Below are 22,022 nucleotides of genomic sequence, written 5' to 3'. Positions count from 1 at the left end.
GTCAGTTCTTTCTGAGCCGGCCGACGAGTTGCTGGCCCATGATCGCAATCTGCCTCGCGCCGTGCGGCACGAGGTAGATGACGGCGAACAGGAGTACGCCGAACACCGCGCCGGAGAGGCCCTTGGAGATGCCCTCCGCCATGTTCGGCACGAAAATGATGAAGGCGGCGCCGACGAACGAGCCGGGCAGCCAGCCGACGCCACCGACGACCATGCCGAGGAACAGCGAGATCGCCAGCGTGATCGTGTAGCTGTCGGGCGCGACGAACTGCACGGCGATGGCGCCAAGCGAGCCGGCAACGCCGGTGATGCCGGCGGACACGCCGAAGGCCAGCGTCTTGTACAGTGCGACGTTGACGCCCATCGAGGAGGCCGCGATCTCGTTGTCGCGGATCGCCATGAAGGCGCGGCCCGACCGGGAGCGCAGCAGGTTGACCGAGAAGATGTAGATCGCGAGCACGACGGCGAGCGAGAAGTAGTAGAGCCAGGTGTCCTGCGACATAGGCAGCCCGAACGGCGCGTCGGGCTTGGTGACGACGAGGCCCTGCACGCCGCCGGTCCAGTGCTCGAGGAAGTTCAGCTTCAGCAGCTGCGGCATCGCGGTGGCAAGCGCAAAGGTCGCGAGCGCGAGATAGACGCCCGACAGCCGCAGCGCCGGCTTGCCGAACAGGTAGCCGAATGCGAAGCAGACCGCGGCGGAAATCGGAATTGTCAGCGCATAGTTGACGTTGAAGTACTCCATCAGCACCGCCGACGTATAAGCGCCCACGGCGTAGAAGGCGCTCTGGCCGAGCGAGAACTGGCCGGAGCCGCCCGTCAGGATGTTCAAGGCCAGCACCGCGAGCCCGTAGATCAGGAGCATCGTCATCTGGAAGATGATGAAGTTCTTGACGAACACCGGCACGATCAACAGCACCGCCAGCACCAACAGAGAGGTGCCCGTGCCCAGCGTCATCGCCCGCTTCGGAACCGCCTCGACGGCCGGGGCTTCCGTGACGACGTCTTCTGCAGCGCTCATGATCAAACTCGCTTGACGATTTGCCGGCCGAACAGGCCAGCGGGTTTGACGACCAGGACGGAAATGATCAGCGCGAGCGCGATCGGAAGCTTCAGCTCGTTGCCGACGCCGGGAATGTAGGTGCCGGCGAGGTTCTCGAAGACGCCGACCAGGAAGCCGCCGACCACGGCGCCGAACGGGCTGGTCAGTCCGCCGAGCACCGCCGCGGCGAAGCCGTAGATCAGCACGCCGCCCATCATATTGGGCTCGAGGAACACGACCGGTGCGATCAGCATGCCGGCGATCGCACCGATCGCGGACGCCATGCCCCAGCCGAGCGCGATCATCCAGCTCGTGTTGATGCCGACCAGTCGGGCCGATTCAGGCACGGAGGCGGCCGCGCGCATGGCGAGGCCGATCTTGGTGTACTGGAAGAAGAAGTAGAGGCCGAGCAGCAGCAGCACGGTGACGCCGATCATGCCGGCCTGGTGGGTCGAGATCAGCTGGCTGCCGAGGAAGGGCGAGGAGCCGAACGGGGTCGGATACTGCTTAATGGTGAAGTCCCAGATCAGGCCGGCCGAGGAGTTGATGATCGCGAACAGCGCGATAAAGCCGGCGACGTTGGTCAGCACCGGCGCCTTGGCGAGCGGCTTGAACAGGATGCGCTCGATCGCGATGCCGCCGACAAAGGACAATGCCAGCGTGATCACGAAGGCAGCCCAATATGGGATGCCCCATTGCATCAGCTGCCAGGAGATGAAGGTCGAGAACATCGCCATCTCACCCTGGGCGAAGTTGAGATGGTCGATCGCCTGATAGATCATGACCACGGCGAGCGCCATGCAGGCGTAGATCGCGCCCGTGGCGATGCCGGCCAGCACTTGGTTGGTGAACAGCTCCATCGTGCCGGCTCCTCAGTAACCCAGGTAGGATTTGCGGATTTCTTCGTTGTTCGCGATGTCCTTGGCGTTGCCCGACATCACGATGCGCCCGGTCTCGATCACATAGGCCTGGTCGGCGAGCTCCAGCGCGAGCTGGGCGTTCTGCTCGACCACCAGGATCGACACCTTGTCCTCGCGGTTGATCTTGCCGAGGATGCCGAACAGGTCGCGCACCACCAGCGGCGCCAGGCCGAACGAAGGCTCGTCCAGCAGCATCAGCCGCGGCCGCAGCATCAGGGCGCGGGCGACCGCCAGCATCTGCTGCTCGCCGCCCGAGAGCGTGCCGGCCTGTTGGGTATGCCGCTGCTTCAGCACCGGGAAATGCGCATACATGCGCTCGATGTCGGAGACGATGCCGGCGCTGTCCTTGCGGGTGATCGCGCCGAGCTGGAGGTTTTCCTCCACCGTCATGGTGGTGAAGGTGCCGCGGCCCTGCGGCACATGGGCGATGCCGAACCGCACGATGCTCTCGGTGGAGCGGTTGTTCAGCGGCTTGCCGTCGAACTCGATGCCGCCGGTTGAGCGCACCATGTTGCAGATCGCGCGCAGCGTGGTGGTCTTGCCGGCGCCGTTGGCCCCCAGCAACGTGGTCAGCGATCCCTCGCTGAGCGAGAAGGACAGACCGTGGAGGGCCTGGACCTGGCCGTAATAAGCGCGCAGGTCCTTGACGTTGAGCAGCGTCGTCATTGGTCCTTGCTCCCGAGATAGGCCTTGATGACGTCGGGATCCGCCTGCACCTGGGCGGGCGTGCCTTCCGCGAGCTTCTTGCCGAAATTCAGCGCGACGACGTGGTCGGCGATCGACATCACGAGGCCCATGTGATGCTCGACCAGCAGCACGGTCATGTGGCGTTCGTCGCGGATGCGGCGGATGAGGTCGCCGAGCACGTAGACTTCCTCGTGGTTGAGGCCGCCGGCGGGCTCGTCGAGCAGCAGGATCTTCGGATCGGCAGCGAGCGCGCGCGCCAGCTCGACGCGCTTCTGCGTGCCGAACGGCAGGCCCGACACGACGGTGTGGGCGACGTCCTCGAGGTCGAGATAGGCGAGGATCTCGTGCACCTTCTTGTTGACGTCGCTCTCGCTGCGGCGAACCCAGGCCAGCCGCAGCGAGTCGCTGATGATGTCGCTGGAGGTGCGGGCATGGGTGCCGACGCGGACATTGTCCATCACCGACAAATTCGGAAACAGCGCCACGTTCTGGAAGGTGCGGCCGATGCCGATCTCCGCGATCCGGTGCGGCGGGCGCGTCAGGATGCTCGCGCCCTCCATCAGGATGTCGCCGGACGACGGCTGGTAGAGCCGCGAGAGGCAGTTGAAGAGCGTGGTCTTGCCGGCGCCGTTAGGGCCGATCAAGCCGAGGATCTGGCCCTTGTGCATGTCAAAGGACACACCATTGAGCGCGACGATGCCGCCGAACACGACGCTGACGTCGCGAACCGCGAGCAGGGGCGATGTCCCCTGCGCGAGCTGTGCCTGCGTCATCTCGTCTCGCCCACTGTGTTCAGTGAGCGAAGGGGCGATGTGAACCGCTCCCGATGATGACAAAGGCTATCTGATCCCCTCGGCCACACGCGCAACTTTCCCTCCTGATTTCAGCTTTTTGCTGACGTCTTTTTTGGAATGCGGCATCAGACCCCCGAGTGCCGCTTCGATGTTCCTTACCATCGCAAGCAGACGCGGTCCAATGTCGTTGATCAAACGCTCTTCCGTGAAGCGGAATGCGGGCGCGCCGCAATTGAATGCGTAAGGACCGGTTCCGTCGTTGAGTCTGAGCGCGACGCCGGCGGCGCCGATGTCGTCGTGCCAGTCGCCGACCGAAATCGCAAATCCATATTTCGCGACCGTCTCGCCGGAGCGTTCCAACCCGTCGCGCATCTTGGGCCAGCGGCTGCCGTAATGTTCGCGCAAGACACGAGACAGTTCAGCGCGATTGTCTTCGTCGAGTGCCCAGAAATAGGCGCGGCCCATCGCGCTGGTTGCAATCGGCACGCGGGAGCCGACGTCCAGTTGAACGCCAACCGTCTCGCTGCCACGGCTCTGTCCGAAATAGATCATGCTGTGCCGGTCGCGGCCGCCGATGGCGACGGCGCCGCCGGTCGCACGCATCATTTCCTCGCGAAACGGCTCGGACAAATGCCGAACGCCGAGATTGGACAACGCGGCGTAGCCGAGCGCCATCGCGGCCGGCGCAAGCTGATATTTCTCGAAGCGGGGAACCGGCGTCAGATAGCCGAGCTTGGTCAAGGTATAGGTCAGCCGCGAAACGGTCGGCTTGGGCAAATTGGTGCGGGCCGCGATTTCCTGATTGCCAAGAAGTCCGTCGCTGGGCTGGAATGCGCGCAATACGTCAAGTCCGCGGGAAAGCGCGACGACGAAATTCCGATCGGTCGCTGTCTTCTTTCCTGTACGCTTCATCCCTGATCTGCTTCTTGCGCGGAGTCGTTGACAAGCCACGTGCTTCAAAATAACCCTGCCGTCAAGATGCGGAATTAAATTCTGCAGTGCGAAATTGAACAAAGTTACCCCACCAAGGAGGGACACCGTGAGCGAAGTGGTCAAGCTTGAGCGTCATGACGAAGTCGGGATCGTCACGGTCGACAGCCCTCCGGTCAACGCGCTGAGCGCCGCGGTTCGTGGCGGAATTCTGGAGTGCATCAAGGCCGCGGTCGCCGATCCCGCCATCAAGGGCATCGTGCTGACCTGTGCCGGCCGCACCTTCATCGCGGGCGCCGACATCACCGAATTCGGCAAGCCGCCGAAGCCGCCCGCCCTTAACGACGTGCTTTCCGAGATCGAGAATTCACCGAAGCCGGTCGTGGCCGCGATCCACGGCACCGCGCTCGGCGGTGGCCTCGAGGTCGCGCTCGCCTGTCATTTCCGCGTCGCGGTGAAGGAAGCCAAGCTCGGCCTCCCCGAGGTGAAGCTCGGCCTGCTGCCGGGCGCCGGCGGCACCCAGCGCCTGCCGCGCGCGGTTGGACCGGAGCTCGCGGTCAAGATGATCGTCGGCGGTGATCCGATCGGAGCGGCGGAAGCGCTGAAGAACGGTCTGATCGAGGAGATCGTCGAGGGTCCGGCCGCCGGTGGCGAAGCCTTCGTACGAAAGCTGCTGGCTGAAAAGCGTCCGCTGCGCCGCCTGCGTGACGACGACTCCAAGATCGCGGCGGCCAAGGCCGACCGCTCGATCTTCACCAATGCGGTCGCCGCCATGACCAAGAAGTCGCGCGGCCTGGAAGCGCCGTTCGCGGCGGCCGACGCCGTCGGCTACGCCATCGACCTGCCGTTCGACGAAGGTCTGAAGAAGGAGCGCGAGGGCTTCCTGAAGCTCGTCGCCAGCGATCAGTCCAAGGCGCAGCGTTATGCCTTCTTCGCGGAGCGCGAGGCCAGCAAGATCGCCGGCGTTCCTGAAGGGACCAAGCCGCGGCCCGTGAACCGCGTCGCCATCCTCGGCGCCGGCACGATGGGCGGTGGCATCGCGATGTCCTTTGCCAATGCCGGCATTCCCGTCACCCTGATCGAGACAGGCGAGGAGCAGCTCAAGCGCGGCATGGGCATCATGCAGAAGAACTGGGAAGCGACCGCGGCACGGGGCGGCATCCCGGCGGATGCGCCCGCGAAGCGCATGGCGCTGATCAACGGCGTCGTGGGCATCGAGAACGTCGGCGACGCCGACCTCGTCATCGAAGCCGTGTTCGAGACCATGGCAGTGAAAAAGGAAGTGTTCGGCAAGCTCGACCAGTACGTCAAGCCGGGCGCCGTGCTCGCCTCCAACACCTCCTACCTGAACATCGACGAGATCGCGAAGTCGACCAAGCGTCCGCAGGACGTGCTCGGCATGCACTTCTTCTCTCCCGCCAACGTCATGAAATTGTGCGAGATCGTGCGCGCCGACAAGACCGCGCCGGATGCCCTTGTGACGGCGGTCTCGATCGCGCGCAAAATCGCAAAAGTGCCGGCCGTGGTCGGCGTCTGCGACGGCTTTGTCGGCAACCGCATGCTGGCCCAGCGCGGCAAGCAGTCCGAGAAACTGCTGTTCGAAGGCGCGCTTCCGCAGCAGGTCGACGCCGTCGTGACGAAGTTCGGCATGCCGATGGGGCCGTTCGCGATGGGTGACCTCGCCGGCCTCGACATCGGCTGGCGCTCGCGCAAGGACCGCGGCATCAAGTCGGAGATCGCGGATGCGCTCTGCGAAGCCGGACGCTTCGGCCAGAAGACCGGCAAGGGCTATTACAAATACGAAGCCGGCTCCCGTTCGGCGCTGCCCGATCCCGAAGTCGAGAAGCTGATCGACGAGACGCTGCTTCGTTTGGGCCGCAAGAAGCGCGTCGTCAGCGACGATGAGATCCTCGAGCGCATGATGTACCCGATGATCAACGAGGGCGCGAAGATCCTGGAAGAGGGCATTGCCGCGCGCCCGTCCGATATCGACGTGGTCTGGCTCTATGGCTATGGCTGGCCGATCTACCGCGGCGGCCCGATGTTCTGGGCCGACACCGTCGGCCTCAAGCACATCGCCGATCGGCTCTCCTTCTACGCCAAGGAGACCAACGATCCGAGCCTCGAGCCCGCGCCGCTGCTGAAGAAGCTCGCGGCCGAAGGCAAGACCTTCGCCTCGCTCGCGGCGGGCTCGAAAGCGGCGTGATTGGATTGGCGGTGGCTGTGATGTCTCGTCCCGGGCAACGCTCTCTCCGTTCCCTCCCCCGTTGTGGGGGAGGGTCAGGGACGGGGGCAGGCCCGGGCGCCGGCGTTTGTGGCCACCTCCTTCCCCAACCTTTCCCCACAAGGGGGAAGGGAGCCGGTCCGCTTGTGCCCACCTCACACGGTATCGTCGCGGCCGCCTTGCAGAGTAACGACCCCTAATGACCCATCCCGGCGAACAGTTTTATCCCGAGGGCGTGCGCTGGGACGACACCATCGTCCAGGGCACGCTGCCTGATCTGCTGGCAAAAGCCGCCGCCGAGTACGGCCCGCGCACCGCGCTGGAATTCCGCGACCATCCGATTACCTACAGCGAACTCGCCGCGATGGCTGAGCGCGCAGCCGCCGCCTTCCTGCGCGCCGGCTACGGCAAGAACAGTTCGGTCGCGCTGTTCCTCGGCAATACGCCGGACCATCCCGTCAATTTCTTCGGCGCGCTGAAGGCCGGCGCCCGCGTCGCGCATCTCTCACCGCTCGACGGCGAGATCGCGCTGACGCACAAGGTCTCCGATTCCGGTTCGCGCCTGCTCGTCACCTCTAACCTGGCGGCGTTGCTGCCGACCGCGCTGAAATTCCTGGAGAAGGGCCTGATCGACCGCCTGGTGGTCTGCGAGGACGATAATTGGGGTAAGGTCGGCACGCCGCAGGCTGCGATCCCCAGCGATCCCCGCATCGTCACCTTCAAGGCCTTTGTCGAGGGCGCCACCGCGCCGGCAGAGTGGCCGCAAGTGAGCGCCGACGATGTCGCGCTGCTGCAATATACCGGTGGCACCACCGGCTTGCCCAAAGGCGCGATGCTGACCCACGGCAATCTCACCTCGGCCGTGTCGATCTACGACGTCTGGGGCAAGCCGTCGCGCGCGACGCGTGGCGACGTCGTCGAGCGCGTGATCTGCGTGCTGCCGCTGTTCCACATCTATGCGCTCACCGTCGTGCTGCTGTCCTCGCTCAGGCGCGGCAATCTGATCTCGCTGCATCAGCGTTTTGACGTCGAAGCGGTGATGCGCGACATCGAAATCAAGCGCGCAACCTACTTTCCCGGCGTGCCGACGATGTGGATCGCGATCGCAGCCCTTCCCGATCTCGACAAGCGCGATTTCTCCTCGCTGGCGACGATCGGCTCCGGGGGCGCGCCGCTGCCGGTGGAGATCGCGAGTTTCTTCGAGCGCAAAGTCGGCAAGAAGCTCCGCAGCGGCTGGGGCATGACCGAGACCTGCTCGCCCGGCACCGGCCATCCGCCTACAGGTCCCGATAAGCCCGGCTCGATCGGCCTGATGCTGCCCGGCATCGAGCTCGACGTCGTTTCCCTGGACGATCCCTCGAAGGTGCTGCCGCCGGGCGAAGTCGGCGAGATTCGCATCAAGGGCCCGAACGTCACCAAAGGCTACTGGAATAAGCCCGAAGGATCCGCGGAGGCCTTCGTCGACGGCCGCTTCCTCACCGGCGACATCGGCTATGTCGATACCGACGGCTATTTCTTCCTGGTCGACCGCAAGAAGGACATGATCATCTCTGGCGGCTTCAACGTCTATCCGCAGATGATCGAGCAGGCGATCTATACCATACCAGGCGTGCACGAGGTGATCGTGCTCGGTATTCCCGACCAGTACCGCGGCGAGGCCGCCAAAGCCTTCATCAAGCTGAAGACGGATGCAAAGCCGTTCTCGCTCGACGAGCTGCGCGCTCAGCTCGCCGGCAAGCTCGGCAAGCACGAATTGCCGGCGGAGGTCGAATTCGTCCACGATCTGCCGCGCACGCCGGTCGGAAAGCTGTCGCGCCACGAATTGCGCCAGCGGCAGAAACCGTCACAATCCGCCCAACTTGCCACCCGACTTGCATCAGGAGATCGCGCTTGACCGACGCCGTCATCGTTTCCACCGCCCGCACCCCGATCGGGAAGGCCTATCGCGGCGCGCTCAACGCCACCGAGGGCGCAACGCTGCTCGGCCACGCCATCGGCGAGGCCGTCGCGCGCGCCAAGATCGACCCCAAGGAGGTCGAGGACGTCGTGATGGGCGCAGCACTCCAGCAGGGCGCGACCGGCGGCAACATCGCGCGCAAGGCGCTGCTCCGTGCCGGTCTCCCCGTCACCGTCGCCGGCACCACTATCGACCGGCAATGCGCCTCGGGCCTGCAGGCGATCGCGCTCGCCGCGCGTTCGGTGATCTTCGACGGTGTCGAGATCGCGGTCGGCGGTGGCGGCGAGTCCATCTCGCTGGTGCAGAACGACAAGATGAACGGCTTCCACGCGCAGGACCCGGCGCTGCTCGAGATCAAGGGCGAGGTCTACATGCCCATGATCGACACCGCCGAGATCGTCGCCAAGCGCTACGGCATCTCGCGCGAAAAGCAGGACGAATATTCGCTGGAGAGCCAGCGCCGCACCGCCGCGGCGCAGCAGGGCGGAAAGTTCAAGGATGAGCTCGCGCCGATCACCACCAGGATGGCGGTGACCGACAAGGCCACCGGTGCAGTCTCGTTCAAGGACGTCACGCTGTCGCAGGACGAGGGCCCGCGCCCCGAGACCACCGCAGAAGGCCTCGCCGGCCTCAAGGCCGTCCGTGGCGAGGGATTTTCGGTCACCGCCGGCAATGCCAGCCAGCTTTCGGACGGCGCCAGCGCGAGCGTGATCATGAGCGACAAGGAAGCGGCAAAGCGCGGGCTGAACCCGCTCGGCATCTTCCGCGGCTTCGTCTCCGCCGGCTGCGAGCCGGACGAGATGGGCATCGGCCCGGTATTCGCCGTGCCGCGCCTGCTCAAGCGTCATGGCCTGACCGTCGACGACATCGGCCTGTGGGAGCTGAACGAAGCTTTCGCGGTGCAGGTGCTGTATTGCCGCGACAAGCTCGGCATCGACCCCGACAAGATCAATGTCGACGGCGGCGCGATCGCGGTGGGCCATCCCTACGGCATGTCGGGCGCGCGCCTCACCGGCCACGCTCTGATTGAAGGCCGCCGCCGCAAGGCGAAGTACGCGGTCGTCACCATGTGCGTCGGCGGCGGCATGGGCGCGGCGGGGCTTTTCGAGGTGTTGCAGTAGCCGTCGTCCAGTAACCGTCGTCCCGGCGAAAGCCGGGACCCATACTCCGCAGCAGGAGTGTGGCACGCGAACAACAATGGCCTTCGCAAACCAACGAAGGCCGGTGGTTATGGGTCCCGGCCTTCGCCGGGACGACACATTCACAGGAGGATCCGATGGATCTCGCATTCACGAAAGAAGAGCAGGCGTTTCGCGAGGAAGTGCGGTCATTCTTCCGCGACAACGTGCCGCCGGATACGCGGCGCAAGCTGGTCGAGGGCCGCCACCTCTCGAAGGACGAGATGGTGACGTGGTGGCGCATCCTCAACAAGAAGGGCTGGGGCGTCAGCCACTGGCCCAAGCAATATGGCGGCACCGGCTGGACCTCCGTGCAGCACTATATCTTCAACGAGGAGCTGCAGTCCTATCCGGCGCCGCAGCCGCTCGCCTTCGGCGTCAGCATGGTGGGTCCCGTCATCTACACCTTCGGCAATGAAGAGCAGAAGAAGCAGTATCTGCCGCGCATCGCCAATGTCGACGACTGGTGGTGCCAGGGCTTCTCCGAGCCCGGCTCCGGCTCCGACCTCGCCTCGCTGAAGACGAAGGCCGAGCGCAAGGGCGACAAGTGGATCATCAACGGCCAGAAGACCTGGACCACGCTCGCCCAGCACGCCGACATGATCTTCTGCCTCTGCCGCACCGACCCGTCCGCCAAGAAGCAGATGGGCATCTCCTTCATCGTGTTCTCGATGAAGTCGAAGGGCGTCACGGTGCGCCCGATCCAGACCATCGACGGCGGCGCCGAGGTCAACGAGGTGTTCTTCGACGACGTCGAAGTGCCCATCGAGAACCTGATCGGCGAGGAGAACAAGGGCTGGGATTACGCGAAATTCCTGCTCGGCAATGAGCGCACCGGCATCGCGCGGGTCGGCGTCTCCAAGGAGCGGCTCCGCCGCATCCGCGATCTCGCCTCCAAGGTCGAATCCGGCGGCAAGCCGATCATTCAGGACGCGGCCTTCCGCGACAAGCTCGCGGCCTGCGAGATCGAGCTCAAGGCGCTCGAACTCACCCAGCTCCGCGTCGTCGCCGACGAAGGCAAGCACGGCAAAGGCAAGCCCAATCCGGCTTCCTCGGTGCTGAAGATCAAGGGCTCCGAGATCCAGCAGACCACCACCGAGCTGCTGATGGAGGTGATCGGCCCGTTCGCGGCACCCTATGACGTGCACGGCGACGACGGCTCGAACGAAGCCATGGACTGGACCGCCCAGATCGCGCCGAGCTATTTCAACAACCGCAAGGTCTCGATCTACGGCGGCTCCAACGAGATCCAGCGCAACATCATCGCCAAGGCGGTGCTGGGGCTTTGATCGTACACCATCAACACGCACTCACCGTCACGGCCGGGCCTGACCCGGCCATCCACGCCTAGCGCCACGAAAGAACGTGGATGCCCGGCATAAGGCCGGGCATGACGAAATCGATACCGGAGAGCAAAGAACATGGATTTTGATCTGAACGAGGAGCAGCGGCTTCTCAAGGAAAGCATCGACGGCCTCTTGACCGATTCCTACGATTTCGAGAGCCGCAAGAAGTACATGAAGGAGAAGGGCGGCTGGAGCAAAGCGGTCTGGGGCAAGCTCGCCGAGCAGGGCCTGCTCGGTCTGCCCTTCGCGGAGGCCGATGGCGGCTTCGGCGGCGGCGGCGTCGAGACCATGATCGTGATGGAGGCGCTCGGCAAGGCACTGGTGCTCGAGCCTTACCTCGCAACCGTCGTGATCGGCGGCGGCTTCCTGCGCCATGCGGGCAGCGATGCGCAGAAGGCCGCGCATGTGCCCGGCATCGTAGACGGCAGCAAGACGCTCGCCTTTGCCCAGCTCGAGAAGAACTCGCGCTACGATCTCTTCGACGTCACCACGACGGCGAAGAAGAAGGGCGACGGTTGGGTCATCGACGGCGAGAAGTTCGTCGTGCTCAACGGCGAGAATGCAGATACCCTCATCGTGACCGCGCGCACTAGGGGCGAGCGCCGCGACAAGAGCGGCATCGGCGTGTTCCTGGTGCCGGCCGACGCCAAGGGCGTCGCCAAGAAGTCGTACCCGACCCAGGACGGCCTGCACGCCGCCGACATCACCTTCACCGGCGTCGAAATCGGTGCCGATGCCGTGCTCGGCAATCCCGACGATTCGCTCACGCTGATCGAGCGTGTGGTCGACGAAGCTCGCATCGCGCTCTGCGCCGAAGCGGTCGGCCTGATGGACGAATCGCTCAAGACCACGGTCGAGTACATCAAGACGCGCAAGCAGTTCGGGGTGCCGATCGGCTCGTTCCAGTCGCTGCAGCACCGCGCCTCTGACATGTTCGTCGCCACCGAGCAGGCGCGATCGATGTCGATGTTCGCGACCATGGCGGGCGATTTCCAGGACGCCAAGGAGCGCAGCAACGCTATTGCCGCGGCCAAGGTGCAGATCGGCAAGTCGCTGAAGTTCGTGGGACAGCAGGCGATCCAGCTCCACGGCGGCATCGGCATGACCATGGAGGCGAAGATCGGCCATTACTTCAAGCGCCTGACCATGATCGAGAACTCGTTCGGCGACACCGACTACCACCAGCGCCGCGTGGCGGACGGTGGCGGGTTGATCTAGCTACAAGGTCGCTGTCATCCCCCGCGCAGGCGGGGGATCCAGTACGCTGCGGCTTCTCGGTTCTAGCCGCGCCGTCTCTGGAATACTGGATCGCCCGGGTAAGCCGGGCGATGACGTCTGAACAAGTGGCCTCAACGGAGCCCAACAACAATGAAGAACACCCCGTTCGATCTCACCGGCAAGGTCGCCGTGGTCACCGGCTCCAGCCGCGGCATCGGCCGCTCCTCCGCCGAGCTGCTCGCAAAGCTCGGCGCCAAAGTGGTGGTCTCCTCGCGCAAGGCCGATGCCTGCAAGGCAGTCGCCGACGGCATCAAGGCGGCCGGCGGCGAGGCCACCGTCATCCCCTGCAACATCGCGCGCAAGCAGGAGGTCGAGGCGCTGATCGCGGGCACGATCAAGCATTACGGCAAGATCGACATCCTCGTCTGCAACGCCGCGGTCAACCCGTATTACGGCCCGCTGCTCGACATCACCGACGAGGCCTTCGACAAGATCATGGGCAGCAACGTCAAGAGCAACATCTGGCTCTCCGCGCTTGCGATCCCGCAGATGGCCGACCGCGGCAACGGCTCAGTCGTCATCATCTCCTCGATCGGGGGCTTGCGCGGTTCGACCGTGATCGGCGCCTACGGCATCTCGAAAGCCGCCGACTTCGCGCTGTGTCGTTCGCTCGCCGGCGAATGGGGCCCGAAAGGCGTCCGCGTCAACTGCATCGCGCCCGGCCTCGTCAAGACCGACTTCGCCCGCGCGCTGTGGGAAGACGAAGCGAATCTGAAACGCCGCACGGCCACCACGCCGCTCCGCCGTATCGGCGAACCCGACGAAATCGCAGGCGCAGTGGCCTACCTCGCCTCCGACGCGTCGAGCTTCATGACGGGACAAACGATCGTCATCGACGGCGGCGTGACCACGGCGGCGCCGTAACTTCTGCTCTACTTGCAATTGTACGCCGGGCGCGCTTCACTTTTCCTCCGCTAGAGGGGGAGGGTCGCTTCGTGTTGCCCAGAGCGCAACGCGAGGCGGGGTGGGGTGAAGCCGCAAAGGCGGTATCGCTTGCGTCGACGAGACGGCTGCTGCTCATCAAGTTCGCGGATAGTCTGTCACCCCGCCCCGGTTCGCGTTCCGCTTCGCTGCATGCGAGCCCACCCTGCCCTCCAGGGGAGGGTGGGAGGACAGCCGTCTTGACCTTCCCGCCCTAATCCGCTCCCTTTGGCGAAACACAATAGCCCCTCACCGGACAACGCCGGGAAAACGCCAAAGAAACCCCAAGGTTTGCTTCCATGTCTTTCGTCCTCGCCATCGACCAGGGCACCACCTCCTCGCGCGCGATCGTGTTTCGCGGCGACATTTCCATTGCGGCGAAGGCGCAGGCCGAGTTTCCGCAGCATTTCCCTGCCTCGGGTTGGGTCGAGCACGAGCCCGAGGACATCTGGACCTCGACCGTGACGGTCTGCCGCGACGCGATCGCGCAGGCCGGCATCGGCGCAAAGGACATCGCCGCGATCGGCATCACCAACCAGCGCGAGACCACCGTGGTGTGGGACCGCGCCACCGGGCAGGCCGTGCACCGCGCCATCGTCTGGCAGGACCGCCGCACCGCCGACATCTGCGCCAAGCTGAAAGCCGACGGCCGCGAGCCCGTGATCTCGCAGAAGACCGGCCTGATCATCGACCCCTATTTCTCCGGCACCAAGGTCGCCTGGATTCTCGACCACGTCCCCGGCGCACGGGCGCGCGCCGCGCGCGGCGAATTGATGTTCGGCACCGTCGATTGCTATCTGCTTTGGCGTCTCACCGGCGGCAAGGTCCACGCCACCGACGCCACCAACGCCTCGCGCACGCTGCTGTTCAACATCCACACCGGCCAGTGGGACGACGAGCTCTTGGAGATCATCGGCGTGCCGCGCTCGATGCTGCCCGAGGTGAAGGATTCCTCCGCCCGTTTCGGCGAGAGCACGCCGGATTTGTTCGGCGGCGCCATTGCGATCTGCGGCATCGCCGGCGACCAGCAGGCCGCGACCATCGGCCAGGCCTGCTTCCGTCCGGGGATGATGAAATCGACTTACGGCACCGGCTGCTTCGCCCTGCTCAACACCGGCACCACGCCCGTGGCCTCGAAGAACAAGCTGCTCACCACCATCGCCTACCAGCTCGGGGGCAAGCGCACCTATGCGCTCGAAGGCTCGATCTTCGTCGCAGGTTCGGCAGTGCAGTGGCTGCGCGACGGCCTCGGCATCATCAAGCATGCCGCCGAGACCGGACCTCTCGCCGATCAGTCGGACTCCATGCAGAGCGTCTATCTCGTCCCGGCCTTCGTCGGCATGGGCGCGCCGTACTGGAATCCGCGCGTGCGCGGCGCCCTGTTCGGCCTCACCCGCAACACCGGCCCGGCCGAGCTTGCCCACGCCGCCCTGGAAAGCGTCTGCTACCAGACCTTTGATCTCTGGGCCGCAATGCGCGCCGACTGGCCGAGCTCGGAGGTGGCAAGCGTCGTGCTCCGCGTCGATGGCGGCATGACCGCATCCGACTGGACCATGCAGCGCCTCGCCGACCTGCTCGATGCGCCGGTCGATCGCCCCGTGATCCAGGAGACGACGGCACTTGGCGCCGCCTATCTTGCCGGCCTCGAGGCCGGCGTCTATCCCGAGCCGACCAAATTCGCCGATAACTGGCGGCTGGAGCACCGCTTCAAGCCCAACATGAGCCAGGCGACGCGCGAGCGGAAGCTTGCGGGATGGACGAGGGCGGTGAAGGGCGTGCTCGCGAGCGACGAGGGCGAATAACGGGCGCGCACGACGCGCCCAACAACAACAAACGGGAGAAACGACAATGAACACGGATTTCAACCGGGTCGTCCAAAAGCTCTGCGGCGCCGCGATCTGCGCCGCGCTGCTCACCTCGACCTCCCTCGCGCGTGAGAAGCCGGACCCGCTCGGCAGCGCGCGGCAGGTCAAGACCGACGTCGCCGGTCTCGATGCTCCCGCGCAGATTCTGGTCGATGTCTGGGGTATCCCCCACATCTATGCCGGCAATGAGCACGACCTGTTCTTCCTGCAAGGCTTTAACGCCGCGCGCGACCGGCTCTGGCAGATCGATCTTTGGCGCAAGCGAGGGCTTGGTCTGCTGGCCAAGGATTTCGGCCCGGCCTATGCCGAACAGGACAAGGCGCTGCGTCTCTTTCTTTATCGCGGCGATATGAATGCGGAATGGGCGGCTTACGGCCCCAAGGGGAAGACCTATGCGGAGGCATTCGTCGCCGGGGTCAACGCCTACGTCGCCGATGTGCGCGCGGGCAAGCGCCCGCTGCCGATCGAGTTCAGGATCGCCGGCACGATGCCGGATGCGTGGACGGCGGATGACATCGTCCGCATCCGCAGCCACGGCCTGACGCGCAATGTCGCCTCCGAGGTCAAGCGCTCCTTGGTCGCCTGCGCGGCAGGCCTCGATGCCGATCGGTTTCGCGTCAAGCTCGAGCCGGCGTGGACGACGAAAATTCCAGATGGTCTCGATCCCTGCAGCGTGCCGAAGGCGGTGCTGGCGCCCTACGATCTGGCGACGCGCCCGGTCGCCTTTGCCGCGCCGAAAGATCGCCAGGCCGCACTCGCGCACGATCCCGACAAGTACCTCACCGAGGCCGACCTGCAACGCGACACCATCGGCTCCAACAATTGGGTGATCGCGGCGTCACGGACCGCGACTGGGCGTCCGATCCTCGCCAACGATCCGCATCGCGAGCACAGCGTGCCCTCGCTGCGCTACATCGTCGGCCTCAATGCGCCCGGCCTCTCCGTGATCGGCGCGGGCGAGCCCGCGCTGCCCGGCATCTCCATCGGCCACAACGGCACCATCGCCTTCGGTCTCACCATCTTCAACGTCGACCAGGAAGACCTCTACATCTACGAGCTCAATCCGCAGAATCCCAACCAGTACCGCTATGGCGCTGGCTGGGAGGACATGCGCATCGTCCACGAGAAAGAGCAGGTGAAAGGCGAGAGCGATCGCGATCTCGAGCTGAAATTCACCCGGCATGGTCCGGTGATCTACGTCGACGACGCCAACAAGCGGGCCTTCGCCGTCCGCTCGATCTGGTTCGAGCCCGGCACCTCGGCCTATTTCGGCTCCTCCGACTACATGACCGCGAAGGACTGGAACGGATTCCTCGGCGCCATGCGGCGCTGGGGCGCGCCGTCGGAGAATCAGGTCTATGCGGACACCAAGGGCAATATCGGCTGGGTCGCCGCCGGCAAGACGCCGCGGCGCGCCAACTATGATGGCCTGATGCCGGTGCCCGGCGACGGCCGCTACGAATGGCAGGGTTTTCTCTCGCTCGACGAACTGCCCAAGACCTATCAGCCCAAGCAGGGCTTTCTCGCCACCGCCAACCAGATGAACCTGCCGGCGGATTATCCCGTCAGCGAGCGCAAGGTCGGCTTCGAATGGGCGGACAGTGCGCGCTGGCAGCGCATCACCGAGGTCCTGAAGGCCAACAGCAAGGTGACGCTGGCCGATGCCATGGATCTGCAGAACGACGACACCACGATGCTGGGCCGGCGGCTGGTCAAGCTGTTGCAGCCGCTCACTTCGGACGATGCCAACGTGAAGAAGGGCCTCGAACTGCTCAAGCCTTGGGACGCCCGTGATGCCGCCGACAATGCCGCTGCTGCGGTGTTCGAGGTCTGGATCTCCAATCATCTTGGACCGGTACTGCTGAAGACCACGGCGCCCAAGGCTGCCGACCTGATCGCGCCGGAGGCGTCCAGCATTTCGGCGCTTGTCGCCTTTCTGGAATCTCCGGACGCGTCGTTTGGCTCCGATCCCGCCACCGCGCGCGACCAGATCCTGCGCGACAGCCTCGGCGCCGCGGTGGCCGATGTCACAGCCAAGCTCGGGGCCGATTCCTCAACCTGGCGCTGGGGCCGCCTGCACGTCGCAAAATTCGACCATGCTCTGATGCCGCTGGCCGACAAGGCGACGGCCGCTCAGCTCTCGGTCGGTCCGCTGGCCTACGGCGGCGCCGCCAACGTGCCGCGCGCGGCCACCTATCGCCGCACCGATTATCAGCTGTTCGCTGGCGCATCGTTCCGCATGGTGCTCGACGTCGGCAATTGGGATGCGAGCCGCACCATCAACACACCGGGCCAGTCGGGCGATCCCTTCAGCGGCCATTATCGCGACCTCGCGCCGCTCTGGGCGACCGGCCAGTATGTGCCGCTGCTCTACAGCCGCGCCGCGGTCGAGGCTGCAACGGCGGAGGCGATCACGCTGACGCCGCGGTGAATGAGGCGTATCCAGAAATCCCGCCGTCGTCCAGGCTTTCGCCAGGACGACCCGGAATGTGTTGCCGGCGTTCAGCTTCTAAGGGACGCATCCCATGATCCTCCCCGACGGCTATTCCGACATTCCCGCCAGCAAGATCGCTGCCGTCGTCACGCATCTCGAGATGACAGCGCGTCCGCCGCTGCGTGACAATCCTCTTGGCGCATGGACCCTGCGCAAGGTCGATACTCCCGCGCTTCATTGGTATCGCGACCTCCATCGCCGCGTCGGCGAGGAGTGGCTGTGGTTTTCGCGGGCGCGCATGAACGACGGCGAGCTCGCCGCAATCATCCATGCACCGGGCGTCGAGGTATATGCGCTTGTCGTGGACGGCCACGATGAGGGCCTGCTGGAGCTGGACTTTCGCGAGGCCGGCCAATGCGAGCTGGTGTATTTCGGTGTCACCGCAAAACTGATCGGCAGCGGTGCCGCCCGCTTTATGATGAACCGCGCGCTTGAGCTCGCATGGTCACGCGACCTGTCCCGCGTCTGGGTGCACACCTGCACGTTCGACCATCCGTCCGCCGTCGCATTCTACCAGCGCTCGGGCTTCCGTCCGTTCCGCCGCCAGATCGAGATCGCCGACGACCCGCGGCTCGATGGCACGGCGCCGCGGTCCGCGGCAAAGCATGTGCCGATCATCGAATAGGTAGCAGCTGCCTCTCCGCCGTCATTGCGAGGAGCCCTTGCGACGAAGCAATCCAGTCTGGTTCCGTGGGAGATACTGGTTGCTTCGCTGCGCTCGCAATGACGGAGTGTGGCGCTGTCGTCGCGTTTCATTGGGGCTACGCGTGGCGGGATCACCGGATCACGCCAACACTCGGTTCCGGAAGATCATAGGGAGCGAGACGCCGTAATCGCTCGGTCAATGGCTGCACGGGCGGAGCATACAGCTCTCCGTAGCTGGAGAGCAGTGGGAGGCTAGGCTCCCAACGATGGATGACGAACACCACGCGATACTGTTTCGCCGCGGGCAGTCTTTGCTTGTAGTCGGTCTCGATCACCGTCTCGCCATCCGCGGTCAGGAACGTTTCGTTCCACGCCATCTCTGCGTGGCCTTCCGGGTTGGACGGATCGATTTGGGTAAAATCATGAGGATTGAACCGCGCGTCCGGATTCGCCACGAGCACCTCGAGAATTACAGCGTCATCCATGTAACCTCGTAGATTGTCTTCCAATTTCCGCCGGTCCTCACCAGTCAGAGGCACTATTTCATCGCCCCTGCCGGCTTTCCGCAGCAGAGCGTTCACCTCTTCGCTGAAATTGGGGGGATCGTGTGAGTCGATCAATTCCCGGATGAAACGGGCATAGGCAGCATTATCAGCGCTGAAGGAGTAGGCGCCTAGGAGAGTGAGTGAGGGAGGCTGGTCAGCAGTCAAATCGCTCTGCTCCGTGCGGCGATGAGTCCGCGATACCCGATCATGCGAAGCTCGCTAGCTGTTGAAATTCACCGCCGTGGTGTTTGCACCGCAAAGCAGCACCGCGACCCGCTCGCCGGGTGAGGGGCGATAGCGACCGGAGAGCAAGGCGGCAAATGCGGCGGCGCCGCCGGGCTCGGCCACCAGGCGCAGGCTCGACCACAAGGCCGACTGCGCCTGCTTGATCGCGTCGTCGGCGACCAGGACGACCCGCTCGACATGGGCCCGCGCAATCGGAAACATCAATTGTCCGACACGTCGCGGGGCGAGACTATCGGCGGCGATGCCGCCCGCCGGCGCATCGATCGGCGCGCCTGCCGCGAAGGCGGCGTGAAGCGTCGGCGATTGCTCGGGCTCGACCGCCACGATGCGCGTCCTGCCGGCGCTCCAGGCTGCCATGCCACCGATCAGGCCGCCGCCGCCGACTGCAACCAGCACCGTGTCAATGCCCGGTGCATCCTGCTCCAGCTCCATTCCGACACTGCCCTGACCGAGCAAGGTCTCGACCTGGTCGTAGGCATGCACCGCCATGGCGCCGGTCTGCGCGACATGGGTTTCGCTTGCGGCGAGCGCGTCGGCATAGCGGCTGCCCGCAATCACGAGTTTCGCGCCATAGCCTCTGATACGCTCGGCTTTGGCCGGCGAGGTGATGTCGGGCACGAAAATCGTGGCCGGGATGCCGAGCCGCTGCGCCGCATACGCCACCGCCGCGCCGTGATTGCCGCCCGATGCGGCGACGACACCGGCTTCCGGCAGCCGGCGCAACAGCAGATTGGCGAAGGCACCCCGCGCCTTGAACGATCCGGAATGCTGCAGCATCTCGAGCTTGAACGTGACGGGAGAAGCCGGCAGGCCAAAATCGGCGAGATCGGCCTCAACGAGCGGCGTGCGCCGTATGTGCGGACGGATGACGGCCTCGGTCGCCGCGATCCGCTCCCGATTGATGTCCATTGTTGCTGTCATGATGCCGTCCTTGATAACGCATCCGGCAGCCGCTGTCGCGGCGCCGTTGCATGCAGCGCAATGCTCCACTTCCATGATTTTGCTTGCGCCACTGCGGCCTTGCCGTGGAAACTGATCGGCCCTGCCTCGTCCAAAAGCCAGAGAAGAGCGCAAAACCATGTTCCTGATCGGCCAATATGATTCCCCCTTCGTCCGCCGCGTCGCGATTGCGCTGCGGCTTTACGGCCTCGCCTTCGAGCACAGGCCGTGGTCGACCTTCGGCGACGCCGACAAGATCGCGCCCTATAATCCGCTGCGCCGCGTGCCGACGCTGGTGCTCGACAACGGCGAGGCGCTGATCGAGAGCACGTTCATCCTCGATTATCTCGACGAGCTCGCCGGGCCGGAGAAGGCGATGCTGCCGCGCTCCGGCGCCGAGCGCCGGCATCACTTGCGCATCTGCGCGCTCGCGTCCGGCCTCGGCGACAAGGCCGTGAGCCTGCTCTACGAACGCGTGCTGCGGAAGGAGCAGCTTACGCTATGGGTCGAGCGCTGCCAGGCGCAGATCGCGGACGTGCTGAAAGCGCTGGAGGCCGAGCGCGCCAAGGTGACCACGCCGTACTGGCTGGGCGAGCGCATCGGCCACGCCGATATTGTGGTCGCCTGCGTCGTCCGCTTCACCCGCGAGGCCCATCCGCAGTTGTTCGAGCCATCGCGCTATCCGGCGCTGTCGGCGCATGCCGACGCGTGCGAGGCGCTGGCGCCGTTCAAGGAGATTGTGCAGCCCCTGGCACCGCCGAAGGGGTGATCGCCGCTATGCGAACCCGACCTTGATCAGGATCGTCAGGAAGAGGCCGCCGACAACCGCGCAGACCGCGGCACCGATCAGCGGCCCCAGCGCGCCTCCCCGGCTTGCAGGCTCCAGCACGGCTTGTCCGGGCTGGTCCGGATCGTAATAGACCTGGACGCTCTTCCCAGGCCGATATTTCGCCGCGGCCTCTTCGGCGGCCTCGCGCAGGCCGGAGATCATGGTGCCGTTCCAATCGACTTCGGTGCCGATGAAGTCGCGCTTGCCGACCCTGTAGGCGTAGCGCAGGTCGATCTGATAGCGGTGGACGAGCTTTGAAGTCGTCGGTCGATTGTCGTGCTCGGTCTTCTCTTCGATGATTTCCTCGATCACGTCGCAATGGGTGACCCTGCCCGACGCGGTCGGCCAGCGCAGGCTGGCGCTCGCCAGCCGGCGCGTCCGGACATAATCGGCGGCGAGGAACACCCCGCCCACGAGCACGATGATCGGCACCGCGAACGCGAACAGCGGGACGCCCTTGTCGGCGTAGAGCACGTGGCCCGCGAACGAATGCGCGGTCAGGGTGGCGGCGATGACGCCGAACACCATTGTGAACGCCACCAGGGCCGCGACGTTCTGCGCGGCGGCAGGCTCCAGCAGCGCCTCTGTCGGTTGCTTCGGATCGACATGGACCTCGACATGGGCGCCGACCGGATAGCGTCCGGTCAGTTTTGCGGCCAGGACCCTCGTCGTGATGACGGTGCCGCCGACAAAGATCTTGTCGCCTTCCAGCTCCTGGCCGCCGGCCTGATATCGATAGCGGATGATGGGCTTGGCGTCGTTCCGATCGTCCGAGGAATGCGCCGTCGGCTGGTCGACCGGGAGACCGTGATGATGCCCTCCACCTTGTCCCAGCTCCGCGCCGCCACCATCCGGCCCCGCATGCGGATCAGATTGAACAGCGTCAATCCAAACAGCAGCACGGCGATGCCGGCGGCAATCTGTGTCCACATCAATTGTTGGGCGTTCAGCATCCGATTCCCCTGCGCTTCGGCGACGACCGCCATTGGTCGCGGCAAACGCGCTTTGCGTTCGATGCTGTGCGTTGCCCCAGCACATGCCAGGCATTGCTTCACCAATGTCGTCCTGGCGAAAGCCACGACCCATTGCCCCAGCGGGTCATTTGGCGAAGATTGGTCGTTCGGTATTGCCTGCGATGGCCACCAATGGATCACCCGGTATGGATGGCTTTCGCCAGGACGACAG

General features: G+C 65.0%; 18 protein-coding genes. 10 read left to right on the top strand and 8 right to left on the bottom strand.

Features of this window, described 5'->3' with window-relative positions; translation table 11 throughout:
- Window position 1: 1 nt before the first annotated feature.
- The 5 genes from IVB42_RS41015 to IVB42_RS40995 all read right to left on the bottom strand — a co-directional run bounded on the left by IVB42_RS41015 (window position 2) and on the right by IVB42_RS40995 (window position 4,352).
- Window positions 2-1,018, bottom strand: coding sequence for a branched-chain amino acid ABC transporter permease (locus IVB42_RS41015; protein ID WP_026233593.1), 1,017 nt, complete (start codon window positions 1,016-1,018; stop codon window positions 2-4).
- A gap of 2 nt (window positions 1,019-1,020) precedes the next feature.
- A complete protein-coding gene (locus IVB42_RS41010) occupies window positions 1,021-1,899 on the bottom strand; it encodes a branched-chain amino acid ABC transporter permease (RefSeq protein WP_007599708.1) in 879 nt (292 codons plus the stop codon).
- Between the two features lie 12 nt (window positions 1,900-1,911).
- Window positions 1,912-2,625 (bottom strand): ABC transporter ATP-binding protein, encoded by a 714-nt coding sequence (locus IVB42_RS41005; RefSeq protein ID WP_007599709.1) that lies wholly within the window; start codon window positions 2,623-2,625, stop codon window positions 1,912-1,914.
- Window positions 2,622-3,419: an ABC transporter ATP-binding protein gene (locus IVB42_RS41000; RefSeq protein ID WP_007599710.1), complete on the bottom strand. Its 798-nt coding sequence runs from the start codon at window positions 3,417-3,419 to the stop codon at window positions 2,622-2,624. The genes IVB42_RS41005 and IVB42_RS41000 overlap by 4 nt, the downstream gene beginning before the upstream one ends.
- 66 nt (window positions 3,420-3,485) lie before the next feature.
- On the bottom strand, window positions 3,486-4,352 hold the full coding sequence (locus IVB42_RS40995; RefSeq protein ID WP_018458483.1) for an IclR family transcriptional regulator: 867 nt from the start codon (window positions 4,350-4,352) through the stop codon (window positions 3,486-3,488).
- A gap of 127 nt (window positions 4,353-4,479) precedes the next feature.
- Between IVB42_RS40995 and IVB42_RS40990 the strand changes: the two genes are divergently transcribed.
- The 9 genes from IVB42_RS40990 (at window position 4,480) to IVB42_RS40950 (ending at window position 18,258) form a co-directional block, all read left to right on the top strand.
- Window positions 4,480-6,576, top strand: coding sequence for a 3-hydroxyacyl-CoA dehydrogenase NAD-binding domain-containing protein (locus IVB42_RS40990; protein WP_247294167.1), 2,097 nt, complete (start codon window positions 4,480-4,482; stop codon window positions 6,574-6,576).
- 217 nt (window positions 6,577-6,793) lie between these two features.
- Complete coding sequence (pimA, locus tag IVB42_RS40985; protein WP_018454714.1) at window positions 6,794-8,488, top strand: dicarboxylate--CoA ligase PimA; 1,695 nt, start codon at window positions 6,794-6,796, stop codon at window positions 8,486-8,488.
- Window positions 8,485-9,672: an acetyl-CoA C-acyltransferase gene (locus tag IVB42_RS40980; RefSeq protein ID WP_247294166.1), complete on the top strand. Its 1,188-nt coding sequence runs from the start codon at window positions 8,485-8,487 to the stop codon at window positions 9,670-9,672. Before pimA ends, IVB42_RS40980 begins: the two co-directional genes overlap by 4 nt.
- A gap of 155 nt (window positions 9,673-9,827) precedes the next feature.
- A complete protein-coding gene (gene pimC, locus IVB42_RS40975) occupies window positions 9,828-11,018 on the top strand; it encodes a pimeloyl-CoA dehydrogenase large subunit (RefSeq protein WP_018454712.1) in 1,191 nt (396 codons plus the stop codon).
- A gap of 132 nt (window positions 11,019-11,150) precedes the next feature.
- A complete protein-coding gene (gene pimD, locus IVB42_RS40970; protein WP_018454711.1) occupies window positions 11,151-12,293 on the top strand; it encodes a pimeloyl-CoA dehydrogenase small subunit in 1,143 nt (380 codons plus the stop codon).
- Window positions 12,294-12,443: 150 nt separating this feature from the next.
- Complete coding sequence (locus IVB42_RS40965; protein WP_085351716.1) at window positions 12,444-13,217, top strand: glucose 1-dehydrogenase; 774 nt, start codon at window positions 12,444-12,446, stop codon at window positions 13,215-13,217.
- A 356-nt stretch (window positions 13,218-13,573) separates the two neighbouring features.
- Window positions 13,574-15,076: a glycerol kinase GlpK gene (gene glpK, locus IVB42_RS40960; protein ID WP_018454709.1), complete on the top strand. Its 1,503-nt coding sequence runs from the start codon at window positions 13,574-13,576 to the stop codon at window positions 15,074-15,076.
- Window positions 15,077-15,122: 46 nt separating this feature from the next.
- A complete protein-coding gene (locus IVB42_RS40955; protein WP_018454708.1) occupies window positions 15,123-17,570 on the top strand; it encodes a penicillin acylase family protein in 2,448 nt (815 codons plus the stop codon).
- Window positions 17,571-17,664: 94 nt separating this feature from the next.
- Window positions 17,665-18,258, top strand: a complete 594-nt coding sequence (locus IVB42_RS40950; RefSeq protein ID WP_018454707.1) for a GNAT family N-acetyltransferase — start codon at window positions 17,665-17,667, stop codon at window positions 18,256-18,258.
- Between the two features lie 151 nt (window positions 18,259-18,409).
- Here the strand turns inward: IVB42_RS40950 and IVB42_RS40945 are convergent, their stop codons facing one another.
- Entirely contained in the window at window positions 18,410-18,988 is a 579-nt protein-coding gene (locus tag IVB42_RS40945) for a hypothetical protein (protein WP_018454706.1), read from the bottom strand.
- 54 nt (window positions 18,989-19,042) lie between these two features.
- A complete protein-coding gene (locus IVB42_RS40940) occupies window positions 19,043-19,990 on the bottom strand; it encodes a threonine/serine dehydratase (RefSeq protein WP_204513269.1) in 948 nt (315 codons plus the stop codon).
- A gap of 157 nt (window positions 19,991-20,147) precedes the next feature.
- Here IVB42_RS40940 and IVB42_RS40935 point away from each other — a divergent pair, with 157 nt between their 5' ends.
- Window positions 20,148-20,777, top strand: coding sequence for a glutathione S-transferase family protein (locus tag IVB42_RS40935; RefSeq protein ID WP_018454705.1), 630 nt, complete (start codon window positions 20,148-20,150; stop codon window positions 20,775-20,777).
- Window positions 20,778-20,783: 6 nt separating this feature from the next.
- Here the strand turns inward: IVB42_RS40935 and IVB42_RS40930 are convergent, their stop codons facing one another.
- On the bottom strand, window positions 20,784-21,767 hold the full coding sequence (locus IVB42_RS40930) for a DUF3592 domain-containing protein (protein ID WP_247472159.1): 984 nt from the start codon (window positions 21,765-21,767) through the stop codon (window positions 20,784-20,786).
- Window positions 21,768-22,022 lie beyond the last annotated feature (255 nt).

It is taken from the genome of Bradyrhizobium sp. 45, from assembly GCF_023073155.1.
Classification (GTDB): Bacteria; Pseudomonadota; Alphaproteobacteria; order Rhizobiales; family Xanthobacteraceae; genus Bradyrhizobium; species Bradyrhizobium canariense_D.
Note: the sequence above shows the minus strand (reverse complement) of the source record. Positions and strands in the feature narration are given on the sequence as shown.

Coding starts and splice junctions, on each gene's coding strand:
- IVB42_RS41015 (WP_026233593.1), bottom strand. CDS start 1,018: ATGAGCGCTGCAGAAGACGTCGTCACGGAAGCCCCGGCCGTCGAGGCG.
- IVB42_RS41010 (WP_007599708.1), bottom strand. CDS start 1,899: ATGGAGCTGTTCACCAACCAAGTGCTGGCCGGCATCGCCACGGGCGCG.
- IVB42_RS41005 (WP_007599709.1), bottom strand. CDS start 2,625: ATGACGACGCTGCTCAACGTCAAGGACCTGCGCGCTTATTACGGCCAG.
- IVB42_RS41000 (WP_007599710.1), bottom strand. CDS start 3,419: ATGACGCAGGCACAGCTCGCGCAGGGGACATCGCCCCTGCTCGCGGTT.
- IVB42_RS40995 (WP_018458483.1), bottom strand. CDS start 4,352: ATGAAGCGTACAGGAAAGAAGACAGCGACCGATCGGAATTTCGTCGTC.
- pimA (WP_018454714.1), top strand. CDS start 6,794: ATGACCCATCCCGGCGAACAGTTTTATCCCGAGGGCGTGCGCTGGGAC.
- pimC (WP_018454712.1), top strand. CDS start 9,828: ATGGATCTCGCATTCACGAAAGAAGAGCAGGCGTTTCGCGAGGAAGTG.
- pimD (WP_018454711.1), top strand. CDS start 11,151: ATGGATTTTGATCTGAACGAGGAGCAGCGGCTTCTCAAGGAAAGCATC.
- IVB42_RS40965 (WP_085351716.1), top strand. CDS start 12,444: ATGAAGAACACCCCGTTCGATCTCACCGGCAAGGTCGCCGTGGTCACC.
- glpK (WP_018454709.1), top strand. CDS start 13,574: ATGTCTTTCGTCCTCGCCATCGACCAGGGCACCACCTCCTCGCGCGCG.
- IVB42_RS40955 (WP_018454708.1), top strand. CDS start 15,123: ATGAACACGGATTTCAACCGGGTCGTCCAAAAGCTCTGCGGCGCCGCG.
- IVB42_RS40950 (WP_018454707.1), top strand. CDS start 17,665: ATGATCCTCCCCGACGGCTATTCCGACATTCCCGCCAGCAAGATCGCT.
- IVB42_RS40940 (WP_204513269.1), bottom strand. CDS start 19,990: ATGACAGCAACAATGGACATCAATCGGGAGCGGATCGCGGCGACCGAG.
- IVB42_RS40935 (WP_018454705.1), top strand. CDS start 20,148: ATGTTCCTGATCGGCCAATATGATTCCCCCTTCGTCCGCCGCGTCGCG.